Source organism: Mesorhizobium sp. L103C131B0 (assembly GCF_000502275.1).
In the GTDB taxonomy this organism is placed as follows: Bacteria; Pseudomonadota; Alphaproteobacteria; order Rhizobiales; family Rhizobiaceae; genus Mesorhizobium.
On record NZ_AYXC01000020.1, the window covers coordinates 14,226 to 34,967 of the forward strand.

The 20,742-nt window shown below is 61.2% G+C and carries 13 protein-coding genes and 1 pseudogene; 13 read left to right on the plus strand and 1 reads right to left on the minus strand.

Translation table 11 applies throughout. The features are described 5' to 3' along the window. Positions 1 to 85: 85 nt before the first annotated feature. The 9 genes from X730_RS1000000168300 to X730_RS140230 all read left to right on the plus strand — a co-directional run bounded on the left by X730_RS1000000168300 (position 86) and on the right by X730_RS140230 (position 16,533). Positions 86 to 2,158: an N-acetylmuramoyl-L-alanine amidase gene (locus tag X730_RS1000000168300; protein ID WP_023827286.1), complete on the plus strand. Its 2,073-nt coding sequence runs from the start codon at positions 86 to 88 to the stop codon at positions 2,156 to 2,158. A gap of 36 nt (positions 2,159 to 2,194) precedes the next feature. Further along, on the plus strand, positions 2,195 to 3,112 hold the full coding sequence (locus tag X730_RS140255) for a DUF3616 domain-containing protein (RefSeq protein ID WP_023827287.1): 918 nt from the start codon (positions 2,195 to 2,197) through the stop codon (positions 3,110 to 3,112). Positions 3,113 to 3,291: 179 nt separating this feature from the next. Beyond that, positions 3,292 to 4,227, plus strand: a complete 936-nt coding sequence (locus tag X730_RS140250; protein ID WP_196814844.1) for a hypothetical protein — start codon at positions 3,292 to 3,294, stop codon at positions 4,225 to 4,227. A gap of 268 nt (positions 4,228 to 4,495) precedes the next feature. Further along, complete coding sequence (locus X730_RS0134555) at positions 4,496 to 5,338, plus strand: matrixin family metalloprotease (protein WP_031214812.1); 843 nt, start codon at positions 4,496 to 4,498, stop codon at positions 5,336 to 5,338. A 112-nt stretch (positions 5,339 to 5,450) separates the two neighbouring features. Then, positions 5,451 to 9,293, plus strand: a complete 3,843-nt coding sequence (locus X730_RS1000000165490) for a DNA/RNA non-specific endonuclease (RefSeq protein WP_023827290.1) — start codon at positions 5,451 to 5,453, stop codon at positions 9,291 to 9,293. After that, positions 9,290 to 10,468: a serine protease gene (locus X730_RS140245; RefSeq protein ID WP_023827291.1), complete on the plus strand. Its 1,179-nt coding sequence runs from the start codon at positions 9,290 to 9,292 to the stop codon at positions 10,466 to 10,468. The genes X730_RS1000000165490 and X730_RS140245 overlap by 4 nt, the downstream gene beginning before the upstream one ends. A 31-nt stretch (positions 10,469 to 10,499) precedes the next feature. Further along, positions 10,500 to 12,659: a serine protease gene (locus X730_RS140240; RefSeq protein WP_023672410.1), complete on the plus strand. Its 2,160-nt coding sequence runs from the start codon at positions 10,500 to 10,502 to the stop codon at positions 12,657 to 12,659. Beyond that, complete coding sequence (locus X730_RS140235; protein ID WP_023818724.1) at positions 12,656 to 16,030, plus strand: ATP-binding protein; 3,375 nt, start codon at positions 12,656 to 12,658, stop codon at positions 16,028 to 16,030. Before X730_RS140240 ends, X730_RS140235 begins: the two co-directional genes overlap by 4 nt. A 311-nt stretch (positions 16,031 to 16,341) precedes the next feature. Next, complete coding sequence (locus X730_RS140230; RefSeq protein ID WP_023672407.1) at positions 16,342 to 16,533, plus strand: hypothetical protein; 192 nt, start codon at positions 16,342 to 16,344, stop codon at positions 16,531 to 16,533. 423 nt (positions 16,534 to 16,956) lie between these two features. Here the strand turns inward: X730_RS140230 and X730_RS1000000168775 are convergent. Continuing rightward, positions 16,957 to 17,371 (minus strand): annotated as a pseudogene (locus X730_RS1000000168775) (DUF6088 family protein); the annotation flags it as partial. A 400-nt stretch (positions 17,372 to 17,771) separates the two neighbouring features. On the opposite strand from X730_RS1000000168775, the gene X730_RS140225 reads away from it, so the two are divergent. The 4 genes from X730_RS140225 (at position 17,772) to X730_RS140210 (ending at position 20,723) form a co-directional block, all read left to right on the plus strand. Continuing rightward, positions 17,772 to 18,068, plus strand: coding sequence for a DUF2604 domain-containing protein (locus tag X730_RS140225; protein WP_023672403.1), 297 nt, complete (start codon positions 17,772 to 17,774; stop codon positions 18,066 to 18,068). Beyond that, positions 18,061 to 18,678, plus strand: a complete 618-nt coding sequence (locus X730_RS140220; RefSeq protein ID WP_023746214.1) for a putative metal-binding protein — start codon at positions 18,061 to 18,063, stop codon at positions 18,676 to 18,678. The genes X730_RS140225 and X730_RS140220 overlap by 8 nt, the downstream gene beginning before the upstream one ends. A gap of 98 nt (positions 18,679 to 18,776) precedes the next feature. Then, complete coding sequence (locus tag X730_RS140215; protein ID WP_245261414.1) at positions 18,777 to 19,163, plus strand: hypothetical protein; 387 nt, start codon at positions 18,777 to 18,779, stop codon at positions 19,161 to 19,163. Positions 19,164 to 19,166: 3 nt separating this feature from the next. Then, complete coding sequence (locus X730_RS140210; protein WP_023672400.1) at positions 19,167 to 20,723, plus strand: E2 ligase fold family C protein; 1,557 nt, start codon at positions 19,167 to 19,169, stop codon at positions 20,721 to 20,723. Positions 20,724 to 20,742: the final 19 nt, after the last annotated feature.

Below are 20,742 nucleotides of genomic sequence, written 5' to 3' on the forward strand. Positions count from 1 at the left end.
TGCGAGCATCTCGAACGAACAATTTTGCAAAGCCGATTTGGTGAGATCGTTCGAACGATTGAATTGCCCATCGAAGGAGGATGCGTTGGATACCCAGGCACCGAAAACAAAGGTCAGATCGAATACCGGCTCGCACCGGGCAACCAGCGCGGCATCCGCCGATCCGCTGGGCATCATTGTCGACCTCTTGCCACCGGGTTTCCCGACGCGGCCTGGCACACGGATACGGCCGACCACTATTACCATTCACAACACCGACAACCCCGGTCCGGGCGCCGATGCCGACGCGCACAATCGATACATTCGCGGCAGCGACGCAGTCGCGCGCAAGGTATCGTGGCACTTCACGGTGGACGACAACGAGATCTACCAGCATCTCCCGGTCAACGAGATGGGCTGGCACGCCCATGCTGCCGCCAATGCATCCAGCATTGGCATCGAGATCTGCATGCATCGCAGCATGAATGAAGCAGCCGCATACGACCGGGCGGCACGGCTTTGCGTGTTTCTGGGCATGCAGCTCGGCATCACCGTGCCCGAGGGCCTGCGCCAGCATCATGACTGGACCGGCAAAAACTGCCCCAGCGTCCTGCGCGGGCGGCCAAATGGCTGGCAAACGTTCCTCGACCGCGTCGCCTTCTACAGCAGGGGATCGCGCAGGCGCGCAATGCCCGACGTCACCTTTGTCGCAGCGGCAAAGGCGGGAGCCGCGAGCAAGCTAGCTCCAGAGGCCATGGACGACGCGCTCAGGTCCATCGATCATCACTTTGCAGCGCATGCCGACGCCGGCACCGCTGCCGAGCAGGCCCTGCCGATCCCGACCGGGGACCCGATTGCGTTCGCCGCGTCCACAGCAAGCACAGTCTATTGGCCTGTTGTGACGCGCCATCCGCGCGCCTTGGAAGTCAACACGCGACTGGTCGGCGGAGGCGCTTCGGGTGCCAACGCCTCACGTCGCTTCCTTGCCGATCGAAGCGGCGGCGCCCGCTATCACTGCGCGATCGATCTCTATTGTTCCGAAGGAGACGCGATCGTCGCCGTTGAAGACGGCAGAATCGCAAATTTCTACCCCTTCTATGAAAACACCAACGCGCTCCTGGTGCAGCACGATGGATATGTGGTCAACTACGGCGAAGTCTCGCCCAACTCGCTCGCATCGCTCGGCCTGAGCGTCGGCGACCGGGTGAACGCCGGGCAGCGGATCGGCACTGTCGGCCGATTGAACATGCTGCATTTTGAAACTTATTCGAGCGGCACGACCAAAAACTATTCCTGGCCGAAGGCCAACCCCCGCCCGAGCCGGCTGCGCAATCCAAGCCAGCTTCTTCTTGACCTCGCTGTATCTGCCGTGCGGCTCGATGCCGATCACGCCACGACTGCCCTCAATGTTGCAAGATCGGACCGCATGCAGACTGTCAGCGCGCCCTCGATTGCTTTCGCGCCGACGGCCGTCCCGCCAATGGATGAGAAGGATTGGCATCCTTTCGGCAACGGAACAAGGGAATGGCGGTACGACGCGCGTGGCCTTGCCACCCGCGAGAACGGCACCGTCGAGCAACAGCGTTCGGAGCAAAGTCTCGATACGATAAGGAAGATCATGCAATACATGGGCTCGGAGCTGCTTGCCGCGAGCGCCAAACACGGCATACCGCCGGCGCTGCTCTTGATGACGGTGGCGACCGAGACGCACATCTACAAAACCGACAAGTTCACAGGCCCGAAGACATTTCGCTGGGAGGCGCATGTCGAGAACGATGACGTCAATCCGCCGACGCTTGGGGACTATTCGGCGGGCCCCGTGCAATCGCTCGGCACGACGGCGCGCTGGGTCATCCGCTCGAAAGGCACGGCGTTCGGCCTCAACTACGATCCTTTTGCGGTCGCACCGGTGTATCCGGCCAAACCCCACCCCAAACCGGACAGTCATCCGCTGTATGACTTTGCGACCAATCTTGATCTTGGCGCTGCAGAAATACGGATCCGGCTCGACAAGAGCGGCATTGATCCGATCTTCGTGGCAGCCGCGTTCAACGCCGGCGGACTTTACAGCAGCGCGCATAGTCCGTGGGGTCTGCGCACTTATGGCGATCATCTCGACCGGGCGGCAAAATGGTACGGCGATGCCTGCGCGCTTTTGATTGAAATCGGGATTGTCTAGCCGGCGGGTTCGACAGACGGCAGCAAGGAGGCAGCTATGAACAGGAGCGTCGGCATCGCTATCGTTTTCTTTTGCGGAGCCGCAGCGGCCGGATCGACGGCCGACCTGCAGCGATACAGTGGGATTTGCGAGCCCTCCGGCGGAGCGTTTATCGGCCCATCAAGGTTCGCCGTCGCAAGCGACGAGTCGAATGTGATCCGGATTTATGAGCGCGGATCACCCACCATCTCTGCTTCCGTGGATCTTACGACATTCACCGGGTACGAGAAGTCTGATCTCGAGGGCGCCACTGCGAGAGGCGACACGGTCTATTGGACTGCCTCCCAGTCCAATAGCTCGGGCGGTAGCGACAAAAAGAGAAAGGTGATCTTCGCGACCCGGATTGTGCAGGGCAACGGCGGCACGACGCTCGAACCGACGGGGGTCTTGCGCGAGGATCTGAAGCCGCAGCTGGTGAAGCTTTCAGGATCATCCGACGGTCGCATCAACATCGAGGGTCTCGCCGCCGCACCCGATGGAGGCTTGCTGTTCGGGTTTCGCAATCTCGTCGACGGCAAGGCGGCGGTTGTGAAGCTGAAGAACGCCGACCTGGTGCTCGCCGCGAAAGACAGTCTGGCTGAATTCGGCGATACGGCGATGCTCGACCTGGATGGGCGCGGCATTCGCAGCCTGGAACGGGTTGGGGATCGCTATTTGATCGTTGCTGGCAAGGCCAGTGACGCGGCAGCCGTCGATTACGCGCTCTACTGGTGGGATGGGGAGCCCGAGCACAAAGCGGTGGCTTGGGGGACACAACCGAATCTCTCCGGTCTTGATCCGGAAGTTGCCATGGTGCTCCAGGACGGACGCGCGATCCAGATTATCAGTGACGATGGAGACCGTTGTGCGGAAGTCGAGGAGGAGGATCCCCCTTCAGATCAGCGCGGCTTCTCCAGCATTGACGTTCCCCTCTGAGCGGCAGCGAGAACTACGAACTCGGATCGAGGCGATCAACTAGATGCGGCTGCGGGGCCTAGCCGCCGAGTACCGTGAGCTGACAGCAAATGAAAAGCGGCAGGTGTGTCGTCAGCGTCTCACCGCCAATCGCAGAAACACTTACGATGTAACCTGGAGCTAAGGGTATGAACTCTCCGATGACTGCATTCTTCGGCAGTGTTATCGCAGTACTTCTTCTATGCCTGTTTTCGTTTTCGACGTTTTATGTGATTTCGTTGGTCGTCGAAAATTGTCGGTCCATGCCGGTATGCGAGCCGGCATCTCCGTTATTTGGAGACGGCTTCAAGTATGTCGTCACCACCGTAGGCGGCTTGGTCTCTGCATTGGTCATTGCCCACCTGACGGTTACCGAACCAGGAAATGCGCCCACCGTTGGTTCCTTCGCGCCGGAATCCAAAGCCGCCGTCTACGCGACCAACACCGTTGTTGTGCTCTACCTTCTGGCATGGATCGCAACTGGCTTGGCCGCACTCGTTGTCGGCGTCATGCTCTACCCAAAGGCCAGTTCGACCCTTTCCGATATCGGCTCCACCTGGCTTGGCCTGGCAGTATCAGCGGCGTACGCATATTTCGGCATCAGGCCTTCATCCGATAGACGGGTAGGCGGCGGTCCTGCGACATTTACCACTGGCGACCTATCGCAGGGTCAAAAGGTCCCCAACGCATCGGAGTTGGTGACCTGCGGCCCGATCACTAAAAAAATTACACGCACCGATCCCGAATTCGCCGGTCTTGTCACGAATACAAACGCCAAGATCGTATTCAAGGACGAGGAAAACACCGGCGCGGATCGCATGATGACGCCCCGCCTCAAGAGCAAACTGGATTCCCTTGCCAATGTGGTTGCGTCGGAATGGCCCGGCGCCAAGCTGCGGGTTACGGAGGCTTGGGATGAGGACAATGAACATGCCGACGCCTCGCTCCATTACGAAGGCAGGGCCGCCGACCTCACGACCAATCCGGTCGACGGTGCAAAGCTCGGCAGGCTAGCTCGCCTGGCGGTGGATGCGGGTTGCGACTGGGTTTTCTTTGAGGACTCGTCCCACATACACGTCTCGGTGAAAGCTGGATAGGCAAACAAGAAGGTCAACTGCAGCGGCAGGTGTTTCTCGTCACCGCGACACACGTAAGTTATTTCTGGCAGCACAGATCAGCTTGATCGAACTGCCAAAGGTCTTGTGTTGAGTCGCATAGATACTGTTTTTATCATAATATACTGTTGTATCATACAAACAAGTATGACATATATTATAATTTCTAACTGCCGTAATGTGTAAGATGCGTAAAACTGACGTCAGCGCAAACAATGCGCATGCACCGAACGTATTGGAGGATAGGTCGATGGCACGTTCACACGCGAAGACTACGGCGTCCAAACAAGCTGGTAACGCCAATCCGTTCAAACTGACGAGAACGAAAAAGGCGCAAGTCAAAGACGCCCACATTATTAGAGAGGGTGTGCGTTGCGACACGGAAAAGAGGGGGCACACAACGCCACACGGACGCACGCCGCTAGAAATTGTGGTCGATGCGTCCGAGGGCTTTATTCCGCTGTGGGCCAAGGGCACCACACTGCGCTGGCGTTTCCGTGACAATTCCTTCGCAGTGTTTGAAAATCAGGCCGCGGCGAAAGCGGCTGTAGAAGAACTGCTCGGCCAAGCCATCTTAAAGTGGGGCGACTCGGCTCCCGTCAAATTTGCCAAGCGCGACGATTCCTGGGACTTCGAAGTCGTCATGAGATCGACGGACGATTGCGATGACAATGGGTGCGTCCTGGCCAGTGCGTTTTTCCCAGACGCAGGGCGTCACAAGCTAACGCTTTATCCGCGTATGTTCGAACAGCCTTCGGAAGAACAGGTCGAAACGCTTATCCATGAGATCGGCCACATATTTGGCTTGAGACATTTTTTTGCATTGATCAGCGAAACCGACTGGCCTGCCGAGATTTTCGGGGAGCATAAGAAATTCAGCATAATGAATTACGGCAACGACAGTAAGCTAACCTCCCAGGACACATTCGATCTCAAGCGCCTTTATCAGATGGTGTGGAACGGCCTGTTGACGGAGATCAATGGGACACCGATCAGAATTGTAAAGCCATTTCATGCGAGCGGCGCGGCCACCGAAAGCGCGCTGGCGCTTGCGGCAACGCGGACCGTTGTCGCGCCATTGCCCGGGGCTTGAGATTCGCGACAGCGGAGCGGGTTTCGCCAGTGCAGACCGTCGGCAAACCACCCATATTCTGAACTCAGATAGTTCTGCACTGGAAATTGACGCAAGAGGCATCGAATCGGTCATGACTTCCTTTGCATCGCAAAATCAGCTGCGCGAATTCCTCACGAAGACGACGGCGTCCAAAACGATCGAAGAAATGATGCCCGGTGCTTCTGGGCCGGAAAGCGCGGGGGCGGCTGAAACTCTGACCCGCACCACACTTCAGAAGCTGGACCGTGGCGAAATGCTCGATCCCCGTGAACGCTACCATCTTGAAGCGGTCATCTTGCCGGCGAAGCGACCCGCCATTGACATTGTGGGCGGCGACTTCAGCACACGACACCCCGATTGGCTGCATCTGAACAAGCCGGAACTCCGCGACCGACTGAAGGCGAAGTTCCCCGGCATCGGCCGGATTGAACTGCCAAATCACCCCACGCTGCCTTATGGCGGCACCGGCTTCGTGGTCGGACCCCGACTGCTCATGACCAACCGGCATGTCGCGGAGACATTCGCGGAGGGCCTCGGGACGTCGGGTCTGAATTTCATTCAGGGGCTCGAAGCAGGCATCGATTTCCTGAAGGAGCGCGGTCTCCCAGCGACGGCCTATCTGCAGGTGTTGCGGGTTGCTATGATCCACCCCCATTGGGACATGGCCCTCCTTGAGGTCGAAGGTCTACCCGCGATCCGCCAGCATCTGCGTCTCTCAACCCTCGATCCCGGCGCGATGACGGGCAAGGAAGTCGCCGTGATCGGCTATCCGACCTTCGACATTCGCAACCCCGCCGACATCCAGAACGATGTGTTCGCGGGGGTCTACGGCATCAAGCGCCTTCAACCCGGAAAGATACGCGAGATCGCAGCCGTCGACACCTACTACAACCGCGTCGTCGACGCTGCCCTCCATGACAGTTCCACGCTCGGCGGCAATTCGGGGTCGTGCGTGCTCGATCTTGAGACCGGCGATGTGCTCGGTCTCCACTTCGGTGGGCGTTACGCCGTCGCAAACTATTGCGTTCCCGCGGGCGCCCTGGCCGCCGACGGGCGCGTCATCGACACGGGCGTGACCTTCGCATGCCCGGTCACGCGCAGGGCGACCGCATGGGACGACGCCTGGCGCCAAGTGTCCACCGGCTCGGCTCGGCCCGAGCCCGTCGACATCACGACTGGGCCTATCGCCGCGGACGCATCCCCATCATCTGGCTCAGGAGGACGTGCAATGGCCGCGAATGGCGAAGAAACGCGCATCACCATACCGCTCGAAATCACGGTCCGCCTCGGCCAGGCGCAACTCGGTGCCGCGTCCGTGACCACGCAACAATCCAACGCTACCGCGACGGTTATCGTCGAGCGCGCCGTCGAGCCGGTGCACGAGACCGACTATTCGACACGCAAAGGCTATAATCCGACATTCCTTGGGGTCTCCGTCCCCATGCCGAAGCCGCGACGCCCGAACGAACTGGTCCGCATGGCGGATGGCAGCCACGAAATCTCCTACCATCACTTCTCAGTGGTTATGCACAAGGCGCGACGGCTGGCCCTTTTCGCGGCGGCAAATGTCAGCGCCGATCCCGCCAGGAAGAGGCCGGGCAATCGGCCACAAGCGGACTATGGCCGCAAGGGCCTCGGCGGCATGGGCAAGGACGATAGCGAGAAATGGTTCGGCGATGGGCGAATCCTCGACACCGAGCAATTGCCGGACAAGTTCTACAACAAGGACCGCAAGGCCTTCGACAAGGGTCATATCGTGCGGCGGGAGGACGTCGCCTGGGGCGACACCTACGCCGAGATGCAGAACGCCAATGGCGACACGTTTCATGTCACCAACTGCTCCCCGCAGACAGCCCGTTTCAATCGGCCCGACGAGGAGGCCGACAATTGGGGCGCGCTTGAGAACCTGGTGCTGAAGAGCGCGCGAACCGAGAACCTGGCGGTCTTCGGCGGACCTGTTCTCGCCGGGGACGATCCGATCTTTCGCGGCGTCGACACGGAGGGCGAGATCGCGATCAAGATCCCTCGAAAGTTCTGGAAGCTGATTGTCGCCAGCACCGAGGGCCGGCTGCAGAGCTACGGCTTCACACTGGAACAGGACCTGTCGGGCGTCGACACCGAGTTGGTGGTGCCCGACAAGTGGGTCAAGTACATGCGCCCGATCGCCGAAATCGAGCAACTCGCAGGGGTCGATTTCGCCCGCAAGATCCGTGATGCGGACCAGTTCACCACCGCCGAGGGCGCCGGCATCATGGCGTCGGCCGGGGTCGCCGCCGGGCTGGCGGCCGGCGAAGGTCCGGCCGCGCCGCCTCCGCCGGCCGGCGCCGACATCGCCGATATTGTGGCCTTCTGGGGCGACGTGCAGAAAAGCCAAAAGCCCTCCGCCGACGATATTCGGCTCGTCGTCACCCTGTCGACCCCGATGACCGACAGCACTATTCGCGCTGAGGTCAGCCGAGCGCTCAACCTCGATGTCGAGGTCGGGCCGCTGTTCGATGCCGATCCTCAGCTCGACCGTTTCCGTCTCATCACCATCCCAGGCGTGGTCGCCACTGATCGCTCGGACCTGTTCGACGTCGCTCGCCACCTCAACCATCTGCTCGGCAGCGAAACGGTGGAGCCGGACCTGTCGACCAACTATTTCGCCGTCGGCGCGGCGCCGCCGGCGGACGGCACCGCCGAGAGCGCGAATTTTGCCTTCTGGTGTTGGGTGGACGAGAAGGACGACGCTCCGCTGGACCCGGACTGGGCAATCAACAAGACCAATGTTCGCCAGGCCTGGGCATTCTCGCAGGCGCAGGGGCGCCCGCGCGGCGGCAAGGGCATCCTCGTGTTCCAGCCGGACACCGGTGTGGTGCCAACCCACACGGAAATGCCCACGAAAGTCGACAAGGACAAGCGCTCGGCCAATTTCATCGAGCCCGGCAAACCGCCCGTCGATCCGATGAAGGGCTCTGGCAACATTGGCCACGGCACCTCGACTGGCAGCGTGGTTGCCAGTCCCGAGGCTGGCGCGATGAGCGGCAGCGCGCCGGAGGCCACCCTGATACCGATCCGCGCCATCACCTCCGTCGTCGTTATCGACCAGAGCCGCGTGGCCCAGGCTATCAACCATGCCAGGCTGCAGGGCGCGCATGTGATCACCATGAGCCTGGGCGGGCTTTTTGGTTCGGCATTGCAAGCCGCGGTCCGTAAGGCGGTGGACGCCAACATCATCGTCCTCGCAGCAGCCGGCAACTGCGTCGGGACGGTCGTCTGGCCGGCGCGCTATGACGAGGTCGTGGCGGTTGGCGGCATCAATGAGAAGATGCTGCCCTGGAAAGGCTCGAGCCACGGCCAGGCCGTGGATATCTCCGGCCCAGCAGAACTTGTGCTGCGCGCTGACGCGCGCGATCCGACCAATGCCGGCAAGGTGGGCGGCGGCGAGGGAACATCGTACGCGGTCGCTCACCTGGCTGGCGTCGCCGCGTGCTGGCTTGCCCACCATGGGCGCAACCAGCTTGTTCAGAACCTCAGGCCCGGAACGAAGTTGCAGTCTGTGTTCAAGGCGACAGTGCAACGAAGCGCCCACGTACCACCCGGCTTCGACACGGACGAGTATGGGGCAGGGATCGTCAACGCCGAAGCGCTGCTGCGCCGCGCGCCCGACTTCGCGGGGGCACCCGAAGCGGCCGGTGCTCGCTCGACGACGGATCAGGTGCGGGATCTGCTGGCGGAGACCGGAGCCTTCAGCCAGCTCGAGGCGGTGGCCCCGCTGTTTAGCGACAATCAGGGCTTGCTGGAGCTTGCCTGCATGGGGCTCGACCGTGCCCGCATGGCGCGTGCCCGCGAGGGCAGTCTGGAAGCCATGCCACCGGCGCGGATCTCCAGGGGCTTGCGGACACAATTGGGGCCGTCTCTGACACGCACCACCGCCACGGGAGGGCGGCCATGAGCGATATCGACACGCTGCGGCTTGAGCATACAGCGAGCCGCGTACACAAGATCCTTGGGCGCGCCCCGGGCCAGCTTGAGGCAGGCGGTGTGGCGAAACCGATGGGTAGTCTCGAAAGCACTGGCGCGGAGTCGGGTGGCGCGTCCAGCGGCGGTCCCGCTGACCGCGACGTCCTAGCCATCGCCAGGCGACTGATGGCCTCGCGTGTCCAGGAAGGCCGACCTATCGGCCCCGCGGAGGCGGAAGGGATCGCCCGTACCATCGTCGCCAGCGCCAACCGGGCGCTTCTGAAACTCGACGTAGCGTCCAACGGATCACTCAACCAAGCCGAGGCGATCGCTCTGGAGGCGGTGGTCCATGTGCGCGGCCGCCCTGCGGTCAGGGTGCTGTCGGAGGGGTTGGAGGACATTGGCGTCTACCCGGAGGCCGGTCTGTGGAAACTGCTCGCCGATGAGCACTTCAAGAACCTTTGGACGGTCACGTCGGCAACCGCTGCAGTGCGGGTCACCGACCGGCTCATTGCCAACCGGCCTCCCTGGGTCCAGGGAACGGCATTCCTGATCGGCCCTGATCTGGCACTGACCAACCGCCACGTCCTGTTCCCGCCTGACGGTGGCGTACGCATCGCGCGGCGTTTCCCTGGCACGAACAAGGCCCGCATGAAGGGTGACTACGAGGTGCTGCTCGACTTCGCCTTCGACAACGGTGCGGCAAGGCAGATCCTCTACCGGATAATGGACGTGCCGTTTGTGGCCTCCGATTCCGATCCTGTCGACGCCGCGCTGCTGCGCGTCGAATGTGTGCATGGCGCCGGCCCGTCTCCCCTTGCCGTATCACGCGCCGATGTGTTCGACATCGACCGACTATATATCGTCGGCCACCCCGGCTATCTGGAGAGCGTGCCCGACGACATCATGGCGGTATTCGGCCGCCCGGACGAGCGTAAGCGCGTGAGTTTCGGCGAGTTGATGGACCCGGTAGCCCCGGAACAGACGCACATCGTCCACGACGCCTCCACGGTCGGCGGCTATTCGGGGGCCGCCGTCGTCGGCTTTGCCGCGCCGGACGTCCGCGCGCTGCACTACTGGGGAGACTCCAAGTCCGGCAACCGCGCCATCCCGGCGGATGACATCGTGAACCACCCCGAACTGGGCAATCTGCTGCCGCGGCCATGAAAAGCCAGCGTCTTGCCCCGAGACTGCGAACATGAAGCTGACGCCAGCAGAACTGGACGTCTTTGCCACTGCGTGCGCGCGTGACGTCGCGCCGAGCCGTCTTGAACGGGAAGTGCGCGCCTTCGAGATTGTTCCCGACTACGAGGCGTTCGTGAAGGAGAAGTCCGCCGGGCAGGCTGACCCCGTGCTTGCCCTGTTTCGGGCGCTCCTTCATGAATTCAACGAAAGGGGACTTGCGTGCGATCTCGCCGAGAGGCTCTTCTTCGAAATCTCATGGTCGGGGGATCACCAGGAAAGGATAGCGGCATTGGCGCGATCGGTTCGAATGCCGGCCGCGCCGCCAAACGCCCTCCAGGCGCTGCTGAAAAAGCGCAGCCATTTCATCACCGACCGAGGACTTTCAGAGCTGTTTACCAAGGTCCGCCCACGGGTGGCCATTGTGGTGGGAACATTCCTCAACGCCCAAGGTCAAGCTGTCTCGACAAGCGGGACCGCCTTTCTCGTGGGTCCCGACCTGATCTTGACGGCTCTACACACCTTCGACCCACTGCTTTCATCAGGTCGGTCCGCCCAGGTGCCTCAATCGTTTAAGGTCGTTTTCGACTATTGGGCGGGTGATCCGATTCAGGGCACGGCCGACCTCGCCAATCTCCATGGCGTGCGCGTGGTTGGATTGCACCCAACCAACTGGTTGGTTGCACAAAGCTCGCCCGTTCCATGGGCGGGCACCGTGGCGGCGCTGAACGACGAAGAGCTCGCGCAGCTGGCAACCGATCTTGATTTCGGGCTTATCAGGCTGGACGAAGCTGTTGGAAACCTTCCCGTCAGCGGCGGCTTCAGGGCGCGACGTGGCTGGTTCGCCGTGGACATGCCTGCGCCGCCGGCCTACGCAGTCGAGAGCCAGGTCGTCATGCCGCAGCATCCGCAAGGCATGTCAATGCAGCACGCATTCGGCAGGATACTCGGCAACTGGGATCCCAACACCCGTGTGATCTACGAGTTGGAAACTGACGAGGGCTCTTCTGGCGCCCCCTGTCTCAACAGCCGGATGGAACTGATCGGCATCCACAGCGCTGCATACAGGCCTGCAGGGGTACTCAAGGGAAATCTGGCCGTCCGCATCGATGCAATCCATCCGAAAGTCCTCACACATCTTCCGATCAACTCCGTGCAGCGAGCGGCAAAATCGATCTGGCGCGTGACACGGCCCGGAAGTGCCTTGGTCCCGGTGCTGGGCAGGGATAAGCTTCAGACGTGGCTCGACAACGCGACAAGTCCATCGCCCCAGACAAGGAGCCGCAGCAACAGGGTTTATGTCGCCGATGCGCCACAGAAGGGTGCCGGAAAGTCGTTCACGGCGGACATCGTGAGGACCTTTCTGGCGGCCGATGGAACGCAGAATATTATCGTGTTGGGCGGCGACACCGAGCTCATTCCCGAAACTCTGGAGGACTTCGTGCTCGCGCTCGCAGCCGGATTCGGGATGTCGAAGGAAGACCTTGGCGCCTTCCCACCAAGGCCCAGCGTTGACTTGCCAAAAGACGCCAAGGACGGGGACAAGGTCGATCGCTGGGAATCCCAGGAGATGCCGGAGTGGTTTTCCAAGCGGCTCGCCGCGCACCGCACGACCACGGTCAACACGACCGAAGTCTTGAAACGAATTGTTCAGGACAACATCGCGCTCGGGCGTCCCAACACACAAGAGGATCTCGCCATCGCAAACGCGAATCCGCCGGTGATGGTGTCGTCCGTGAAATGGGCGAAAACTTGGATACTGTTGGACGACCTCGACCAGCGTCCGCTGTCATCTCAGGTCCGCAAGTTCACAGCCGGCCTTATCGGCGCCGACATTGATGAGGGTGCGGTGACGGACGTGCGCGCCGAGCTGCAGTGGTTATTCCTAGGAGCCGTTCCAGAGTTCCTGACCTCGCAAGACATGTCCGTCGAGACGTTTTCTCCGGCCGACGTGCAAGTCCAGCATATCTCGGCCACATTTCAGGCAGCTTTTGACGAGGCCGGCATCCTGCAGGATCCGCTCGCCCTTGCATCGGGCGTACTGCTGCTGGTGCCCGGCGTTCTGCAGGGCGAACACGCAAAGGGCAATCTTGACCACACGCCGTTGAGCGTTTGTCAGCAGATTCTGGCAAATCTCATTGCCGGCGCCTACCAGAGCAGCGGGCACAAGCTATGAAAAGCCTCTCCGCCGACTATCTGACCAATCTCCTCGCAAGGTCGGACATTCGCGACCAGTTGGAGAAAGCGGTCGGAAAGACTGCTCTGGAGACGATCGTTCGGTTCGACGCGGCGTGGACGGGCCCCAACCTACCATCGTTCGAGCCGGCACGACCAGGCTCCGATGTGTCGGAGTTCGGAGCGCAGAAAGGCGGTCCCGACTTGCCGGCGCTTGAGGCAGCGGGCCTGTCCACGCCTGCCGATGCCGCGACACCCCCGCTTGATATTTCTGGGGCGTTGCTGCGCGCGGCCATCAGCTACAATTACCACCTCGACGCACTAAACCCTGACGTCAGGACGCGAGCATGGCTGCTTCGCCAGTCGGTTCTTGTTTCTGCTTCGGGCGCCAAACACCTGCGTCTTTTGAATGCCGAGCGACAGCGATTGCTGAATTCGGTCGACGCGACACTCGCGCTGCCTAGCTTGCTTGGTGAGTACGAGGCCGACGACCGCGCCATGCTGTCGACCCCGAACGCCGAGCTCGAGAAACTCGCCGACACGTATCTGCGCGAATTCCTCCGCGGACGCAGCGTCTCGGATGCGCTCTTGGCCAATCACCGCCGTGCGATCACGGCCGCCCGCGAAGAACTCGAGGGCGTCATGAACATCTCGCCCTCCGTCCCCTCGCTGGCGGAATGCCGGCGACGTGCCGGCCTGGCGGAAATCCTGATCCCGCTCGGCATTCTGATCGGAGTAGATCCGGCCAAGGCGCCAAAGAGCGTGGGAGACCGGTTCGTCGGGCGGGCCGAGGAACTGCTCATTTTGCGCAGCGTTGTCGATGAGCTGGCTTCGCACTCCGTCCTGGAATCGGCCAGCCGCGGCTTTCATCGCGTAATCCGCAGCAAGCCGAGGCTGCTTTCTCTTGTCGCGCGCGGCGGCCTAGGCAAGACGGCGCTGGTGGCGAAGTTCCTCTACGATCATGCGACGCTTTCCCGGCAGCAATTTCCGTTCGCGTATCTCGACTTCGATCGCTCGGATGTCCAGCCTCGCGGCCCCGGCTTGATGCTGCTGGAAATCTGCCGTCAACTGTCCTTCCAGTATCCGAACGCTGAGCAGGCTCTCCATCAATTGAGCGAACAAATGCGGCAGTCGCTCATGGGCCGGGCGACCGGCGACCTCAGGCAATGGTGCAAGACGTTTCGCAGCATCATCAGAACTGCGCTCAGGTTGAATGGCGCCGCGACGTTCCTGCTGGTGCTCGACACGCTGGAGATAGTGGAGTCCGACCTGGCAGCGACGGAGGGCGTCGTCATCTTGCTGCGTACCCTGGGCGCCGATTCCGAGGATCCATTTCTCGAATTCTGCGTTGTTGCCGCGGGAAGGTCTGGTGTCGACCAGCTTTCGGTCGGCGATGCGTTTGAGGTCACCCCGCTGAAGCTACAACCGCTCTCAGTAGACGACGCGCGGGGCATGGTCGAGCAGTTGGGCAAAGACCTGCTCCCCAATGAATGGGTTGAAAGCTGGTCGCGGCGGATTGCGGGGCGCAAGAAGGACCCCGACAGCCGCCGGGAGCCGCTCAGCCTGCGAGTAGCGGTCGAGATGGTGCGCGACACGAAGCCCGACATGCGAGCGACCGTCGTCGACGACATCGTCCGGCTGGGCGAAAGCGCCGACGACAAGTTCGTCGCCGCACTCTATGAGCGGCGCATCCTGGACCATGTCCGCGACGAACGCGCCCGCAAGCTTGCATGGCCCGGGCTGGTTGCGCGCAACGTCACGCGCCACATGGCGCGGGAGGTGCTGGCGCCGGTCTGCGGACTTGATGCGTCGGAAGCTGAGGTGGCTTTTGATCTCTTGTCCCGGGAGACATGGCTCGTCGAAGGACAGCCCGGCGGTGACAGCATTCGTCACCGCAGGGAACTCAGGGCGCGCACGCTCCCGCTGATGCGCCGCCGCGATCCGGAGAGGTTCAACCGGGTAGTCGAGGCGCTGATTGTTTACTACGCCGACCGGGACCCCGTCGAGCACGTATACTATGTCCTGCTGCGGGGCGACAAAGAGGAAATCTACTCGGATCGGAGCCTTCACGGTTACCTCCCCGAGTTCGTGGTCGACATCCAGGATTTCGAAACCGGTTCTCCAGCCTGGAATCTGATTCAAGCGAAGTTTGGCAAACGATCACTCGAATTCGACCATATGAGTCAGCTCCCGGATGATCTCTTGTGGGAGCATCTCGGTCGCACCGGCAGCGGTCTGCGCGGCATAAACGACCGCAGGATCGAGCCGCGTGTACAGCTTCTGGCCGAGCGCGACAGGCCGGCCTCGTCCGACGATGTTGGACAGCAGAGTGCTTGGCAGGCAATCCAGATCAAATGCGGATTCTGGTCGCGCCTCGACCCGGCCGCTCTGGTGATCCCCTCGGCCCAGTTCGATCTCACCCAATTCGCATTCTACGTAGCCCAGCTCTCGCTTGCCGGCGAACGCCCGCCAGCGTATTGGACCCAACGCTATCCTGCGTTGATCGATTCGCTGTACAGCAGCCGCGGCAACGACAACTGGCATGCGCTGACGCAGTCGTTGATCACCGCAGGACTCTACGACCCCACGCTTTTCGCCCACATCGAATGGCGCCTCGGCGATTCGCTCGCCGGCGCTTCCGGCCAGGGCCGTATGCGGGAATGCTCGCTACGATTCCTGCTGCAGGTCGGTTTCGAAACCCAAGGCACTGCACTGACGATCTGGGCAAAGGCGGAAAAGGATCGCATACTGGGCGGAATCTCATTTGCCGAATATGCCATTCTCGTCCACTGGGCGGGCGGCAGCGGTTCGCGCGGACGCGGAGCCTCCGACAAATTCCGCGCTCTTGCAACCGAGCATAGAGACGCTATCGAGCGCGGCTCGATGGCGGAGGTTCCAAGGCAGATACTCAAGGAGCGCGACGTCATCGCTGAGGCGACAACCCTTTTGAGCGCGATCGCGACCTGGGGTGACCGCAGCCGAATTCAGCGTTTCGCGCGACAGTACTGTTCCGTCAGGCAGCCTGAGTGGATCGTGCCGTTCGCCTATTTGCTCAACGCCTGCTTGCCCCAAACTTGGCAACAGGTGGTAGGGCAGGAGGTTTCATCAGATCGATACGACCCCGGGCGCCAGGGGTTCTTCGGCCAGATCACGTCGACGCTACGGCGCTCACGGATACCTGCGGACCTGATCGAATACTTGATGCTTGCTGATCGTGCGGGCGACTTTGATACTGTAGTTCGGCGCCTGTGCGAGTTGATCGATGCCAATCGAAATGTTGACATCCAGAGTTTGGACAAGATCCGACGGCAGGCACGCACGAAAATGGTAAATGTCGAGATGGTCGTTCCCGGGCATACTCGCAACGGGTGACAATGGCCAGATGCCCGAACAAATGTGGCGTTCGCGGTCTCAAGAACCGGCTGCGCATGATCCCGCCTCCGTCCATCGGCCCGGGCCGGCTCGGGCGCTTCCTGTGCCGACCAGGCGTTCCACCGGCGTTACGCTGTCAGCCCGAGAAGCGCCTGCGTTTCAGGGATGACATCTACACTTCTACGCAAGCGCCTGGGACAGGTCGTCGTGTTCGAACGCCGACGCCATGCGGTTGACTTCGGCCTTGCCGATGCCGGCTTCAGCAGCGACGCCGCGCCAGTTCTCGACGGCTTCACCTCGCCAAGCGGCTGATGAGCCAGACCTTCGCGATTTTCGAGATCTTCGCCATTGCCGGCGTGCTCTACCTCGTGATCAATCTGCTGCTGATCGCGATCATCCGCGCCATAGAGCGCTCTCTCATGCGCCACGAGACCTCCTCTGGCCGAGATCTGGCGGCGGCGCAACCAAATCGATCGACCGTGGGTTCGTGGCGCCCCTGCTAAGATAGAGCGATCCGAAGACAAACTTGTCCGCTCAAGCACACACTCGAACTGAATTTCGCTGTCGGGGACGTCCGCTTTCAGGCGGCGGCTACGAGGCCCTGGACGGCCGAGACGGGGGCGCAAAGCAGTGGTTGGCGAAGTAAAAAGATCGAGAACTGTTCCTGTCGCCATCACGCCACCGCCAGTGCCGGCCGATTGCCCCAATTGGAACGGGCCCTGTATTCGGCCGTACGCTGCTCAGACTTGAATTACTCGTCCGGCTTCTGCAGAACGGGCGACGAGGCATTGGTGGTTTCTTTAAATTTCCGGTGACGCGAAACGACTTCGTCGCACGACAGTGGCTTTTCATCGAACATACGGCGGCATGCCACGGTAGTCGGAGCGCAGGTCCGCAGTCGCATTTCGGACGGCAAGAGGGCAACCTTATCCACCAAGGGCACCACTTGCGTTGTTGGCGATGGCGACGAGCGTCGGCCGCATCCATGCAGGTGCCCGAGTGGCGCCAGCGACAAGTGCTTTCTTGTCGCTCACCGATAGCTGGCGCGCGGCCACCTGGGCAACGTCGTGCGCAAGCATTGGATCCAGGTGACGCAGAGCGTGCACGACGGTGCCAGCGGCGCTGCCCGGGGCGATCAGATGCTTCGGGGAGGCGTGACGCAGATCCACAACAACGCGACGAGAAGGCCATCGGCCAGGTAAGTGCTCCTGGCCGGAACTTGCGTCAGAGGCCAAGCACGCTCGCAGCGCGAGCGCCCGCGATCTGCACCCGCGAGCCGATCTCGCGAGCGAGGGCCTGGGCGACGTTGTCAGGAGAGGGCGAGAGCGGGCCCAACCCAGGCGCGTTATTCCAAACGAGCAGGGACAACTTGCGGGGGTATTGCCGACTTCGACGTTGGATATTGGGGCGTGGGTCCATTTTGCATGTTGCCAACTGAATCACTGAGTGCCCGAGTTGCACGCGGCCAGTGGAATGAGCAAGCGGCGGCGGGTTTATGAATAGGTGGGGGCCGGTATTTTGCCAATGCTCAAATCGATTATAGTTGTGAAGAGCAGTTTCGGCCGTTTACTTGCCGCACAAGTCCCCATAAAAGGAGACAGCATCGATTCGATGTTATCCCTTGTCTTTCGCGTACTCGCGGTCCGTGGCGCCGAGTGGACGAATGAGGACCGCCAGCCCGCTCACTAGCAGGTCTGCACTGGCGGCTTGGGGCCCGTTGGTAAGCCACAGGAGTAGGACAATGTCGAAGGATTCGGGCAAGGGCGAAAATCACGGCGGCGGCCCCGGGAAGATCGAGATCACGGTGGTGGTGAACGGCCAGCCCACACAGGTCGAAGCCAATCCCAACCAGCCGCTTCACGTCGTCCGCACCAAAGCGCTTGAAAATACGCAGAACGTCGCCCAACCGGCCGAGAATTGGGAATTCAAGGACGAGGCCGGCACCTTGCTCGACGTCGACAAAAAAGTTGGCGATTTCGGTTTCGCGACCACTGTGACCCTGTTCCTCAGCCTGAAGGCGGGCGTCGCAGGTGCCTGAACTCCAAACTGTGGACCCGGAGGTGTCCCGAGCGAAGTTCGGTCGGCAGATCGGCTGGTTCCAAACACAAGCAGGTATTTACCGGGCTCAGGGTTGTTTCCTAATCGAGGCGAGCTTCCCGACGGCCTTCTTCATCTTCGTACCGCCGAAGATAAAGCCACAGATCATCGGTGCAGCTGTCGAGATCGACTTCTCCAATTACGACCTCCGACCTCCGTCGGTGGTCTTCGTAGACCCCTTTATACGCCGGCCGATTGCCCGGAAGGATTTGCTGCTCAGGATGCTGAGACGACCGCATCTACCCGGAACCCCACCGGATATGATTTTGGTCCTCATGCAGCAGAACGCTCTGTCGCTGTCGGACTTCATCCAGGCCAACAGTGCGGAACACACGCCATTCCTGTGCATGTCAGGCGTCCGGGAATACCACGACAATCCAGCCCATTCAGGTGATTCATGGCTTCTCCACCGGGGTTCTGGCGAAGGCTGTTTGGCCTTCATCCTGGACAAGATCATCAAGTACGGGACCGGTCCCGTGGAGCAGCTTCAGTATCAGTTCCAAATCTCAGTGGGAGCCATGATAGCACCCCTACCCGCCATTCCAGAATGACCGAGCTCAAGGATGTCGGGACAGTCGCTCTTCCCCGAGACTGTCTTTCAAGTGTCCAGGCGCACCTGCGCTCAGTTGGGCGACAGGGCCATGAGGGGATGGCGCTCTGGGTCGGCGTTCAGCAGGACCAGCACTTTGGCGTAACAGAGACCGTTATACCGGCACAGCGTCACATTCGGACGGGCGACGGCGTTTGCGTGATAGTTCCGGCCGAAGAACTACACCGGCTCAATGTCTGGCTCTACAAGAGCAGCCTTAAACTCTTCGCCCAGATCCATAGCCATCCGGGCCGAGCCTACCATTCGACGACCGACGACGCCTACGCGGTCGCTACGACGGTTGGGTGTCTGTCGCTGGTGGTGCCCAATTTCGCCCGCGAGCCTTTCGATCTTGCTCGGGTCGCCGCCTATCGACTTGACGCGAAGGCGAACTGGAATGAGGTCCCATCCGCGGCACTCAGGCGGATGATCACGATAACGGGTTGAACGATGGCACTCGCTAACTTCATCGACCGCGCCGCCACGGCAGCTTCTCAGGTGCTGGCCGACTTTCATCTATGCGACTTCAAAGCAGCCCTCGAAAAGCAGGTCGTGGCTGTGGCCTTCGACAGCCAAGCCGCTTCGTGTGCCGAGGGCCAGGCGACGCTTGACCTTACGGTCAGGTTGCTTGCCAGACTTTATCCGGTTCTGGCCATACTCCCCCTGGACATGGCCGCGAGCTCTCAAGCCCAAGCGCTCGAGCGCTTGGCAAAGTCGATCAATCCAAAAATCAGCATCCGGCGTTCCGGCAAGTATGCGACGGTCTGTGTAGCTGCAGGCGCGGTGCACCCATCACTTCGGTGCCCAACGTTTTTCATGGGATCGCAGGGTTGGGCGGCAAAGCTGTCGCGTACGGACCCGGTGGGCTCTGGCTCGAGCTTGCTGCCCTATGGAGCCGGCGCCGCAAGCTGCTTTGCCGCCGCCAACGTCTTTCGAACCGTCTTTGCTTCCCAGTTGACCGGCGCCGAGCTGGACGAGAACATCGACCTCTCTTTATGCACCTACAACAAGAGCAACGCCGGCGATTCCAGCCCCTTAAATTTCCCTGTCGACCTTGGCGAAACGCACCTCGTTGGGCTCGGCGCGATAGGCCATGGCTCGCTCTGGGCGCTGGCGAGGCAATCCGGTCTGTCGGGGCGCCTGCATGTAGTTGATCACGAAGCTATCGAACTCTCAAACCTGCAGCGCTACGTGTTGGCAGGTCAGGCGGAGGTCGGCCTCTCTAAGGCGGCCCTAGCAACCCACGCCCTTCGGTCCACCGCCCTTGAAGTGGAGGCGCACCCTATGAAGTGGGCAGAATATGTTGCGCGCCGGGGCGATTGGGTATTCGACCGAGTGGGTGTGGCGCTTGACACCGCCGCCGACCGTCTAGCTGTCCAAGGTGCTCTGCCCCGATGGATCGCGAACGCCTGGACTCAGGAGCAAGATCTAGGCATCTCGCGGCATGGTTTCGATGACGGCCAGGCTTGCCTTTGCTGCATGTACATGCCGACCGGGAAATCCAAGGACGAACACCAACTGGTCGCGGAGGAACTCGGAATGCCGGAAGCACACGAGGAGGTAAAAACGCTCCTGCAGACCAATACCGGAGTCCCCAATGAGTTCGTAGCTCGGGTGGCTACGGCGATGGCTGTGCCGTTTGAGCCGCTCGCCGCGTTTGTTGGCCAGCCCCTCCGTTCCTTTTATCAGCAGGTTATCTGCGGCGGCCTGGTGTTCCAGCTTAGCGATGGAAGTCGTCTCCTTCGAACCGTGGTTCCGATGGCCTTTCAATCAGCGCTTGCCGGGATCATGCTTGCCGCAGACCTGGTCAAGCATAGTGCGGGTTTTCCGATGAGTCCGACGACCAGCACTCGCGTGAATCTACTGCGCCCCCTTGGTTCTCACCTCCATGATCCGAAAGCCAAAGATTCCAGCGGCCGCTGCATCTGCAGCGATGAGGATTTCGTTGCCGCCTACAGGCTGAAATACGGCTGTGCCGTTGAACAGCTGAGCAACTGGTCCGCCTGAGAAAGATCTGAAGTCTTCG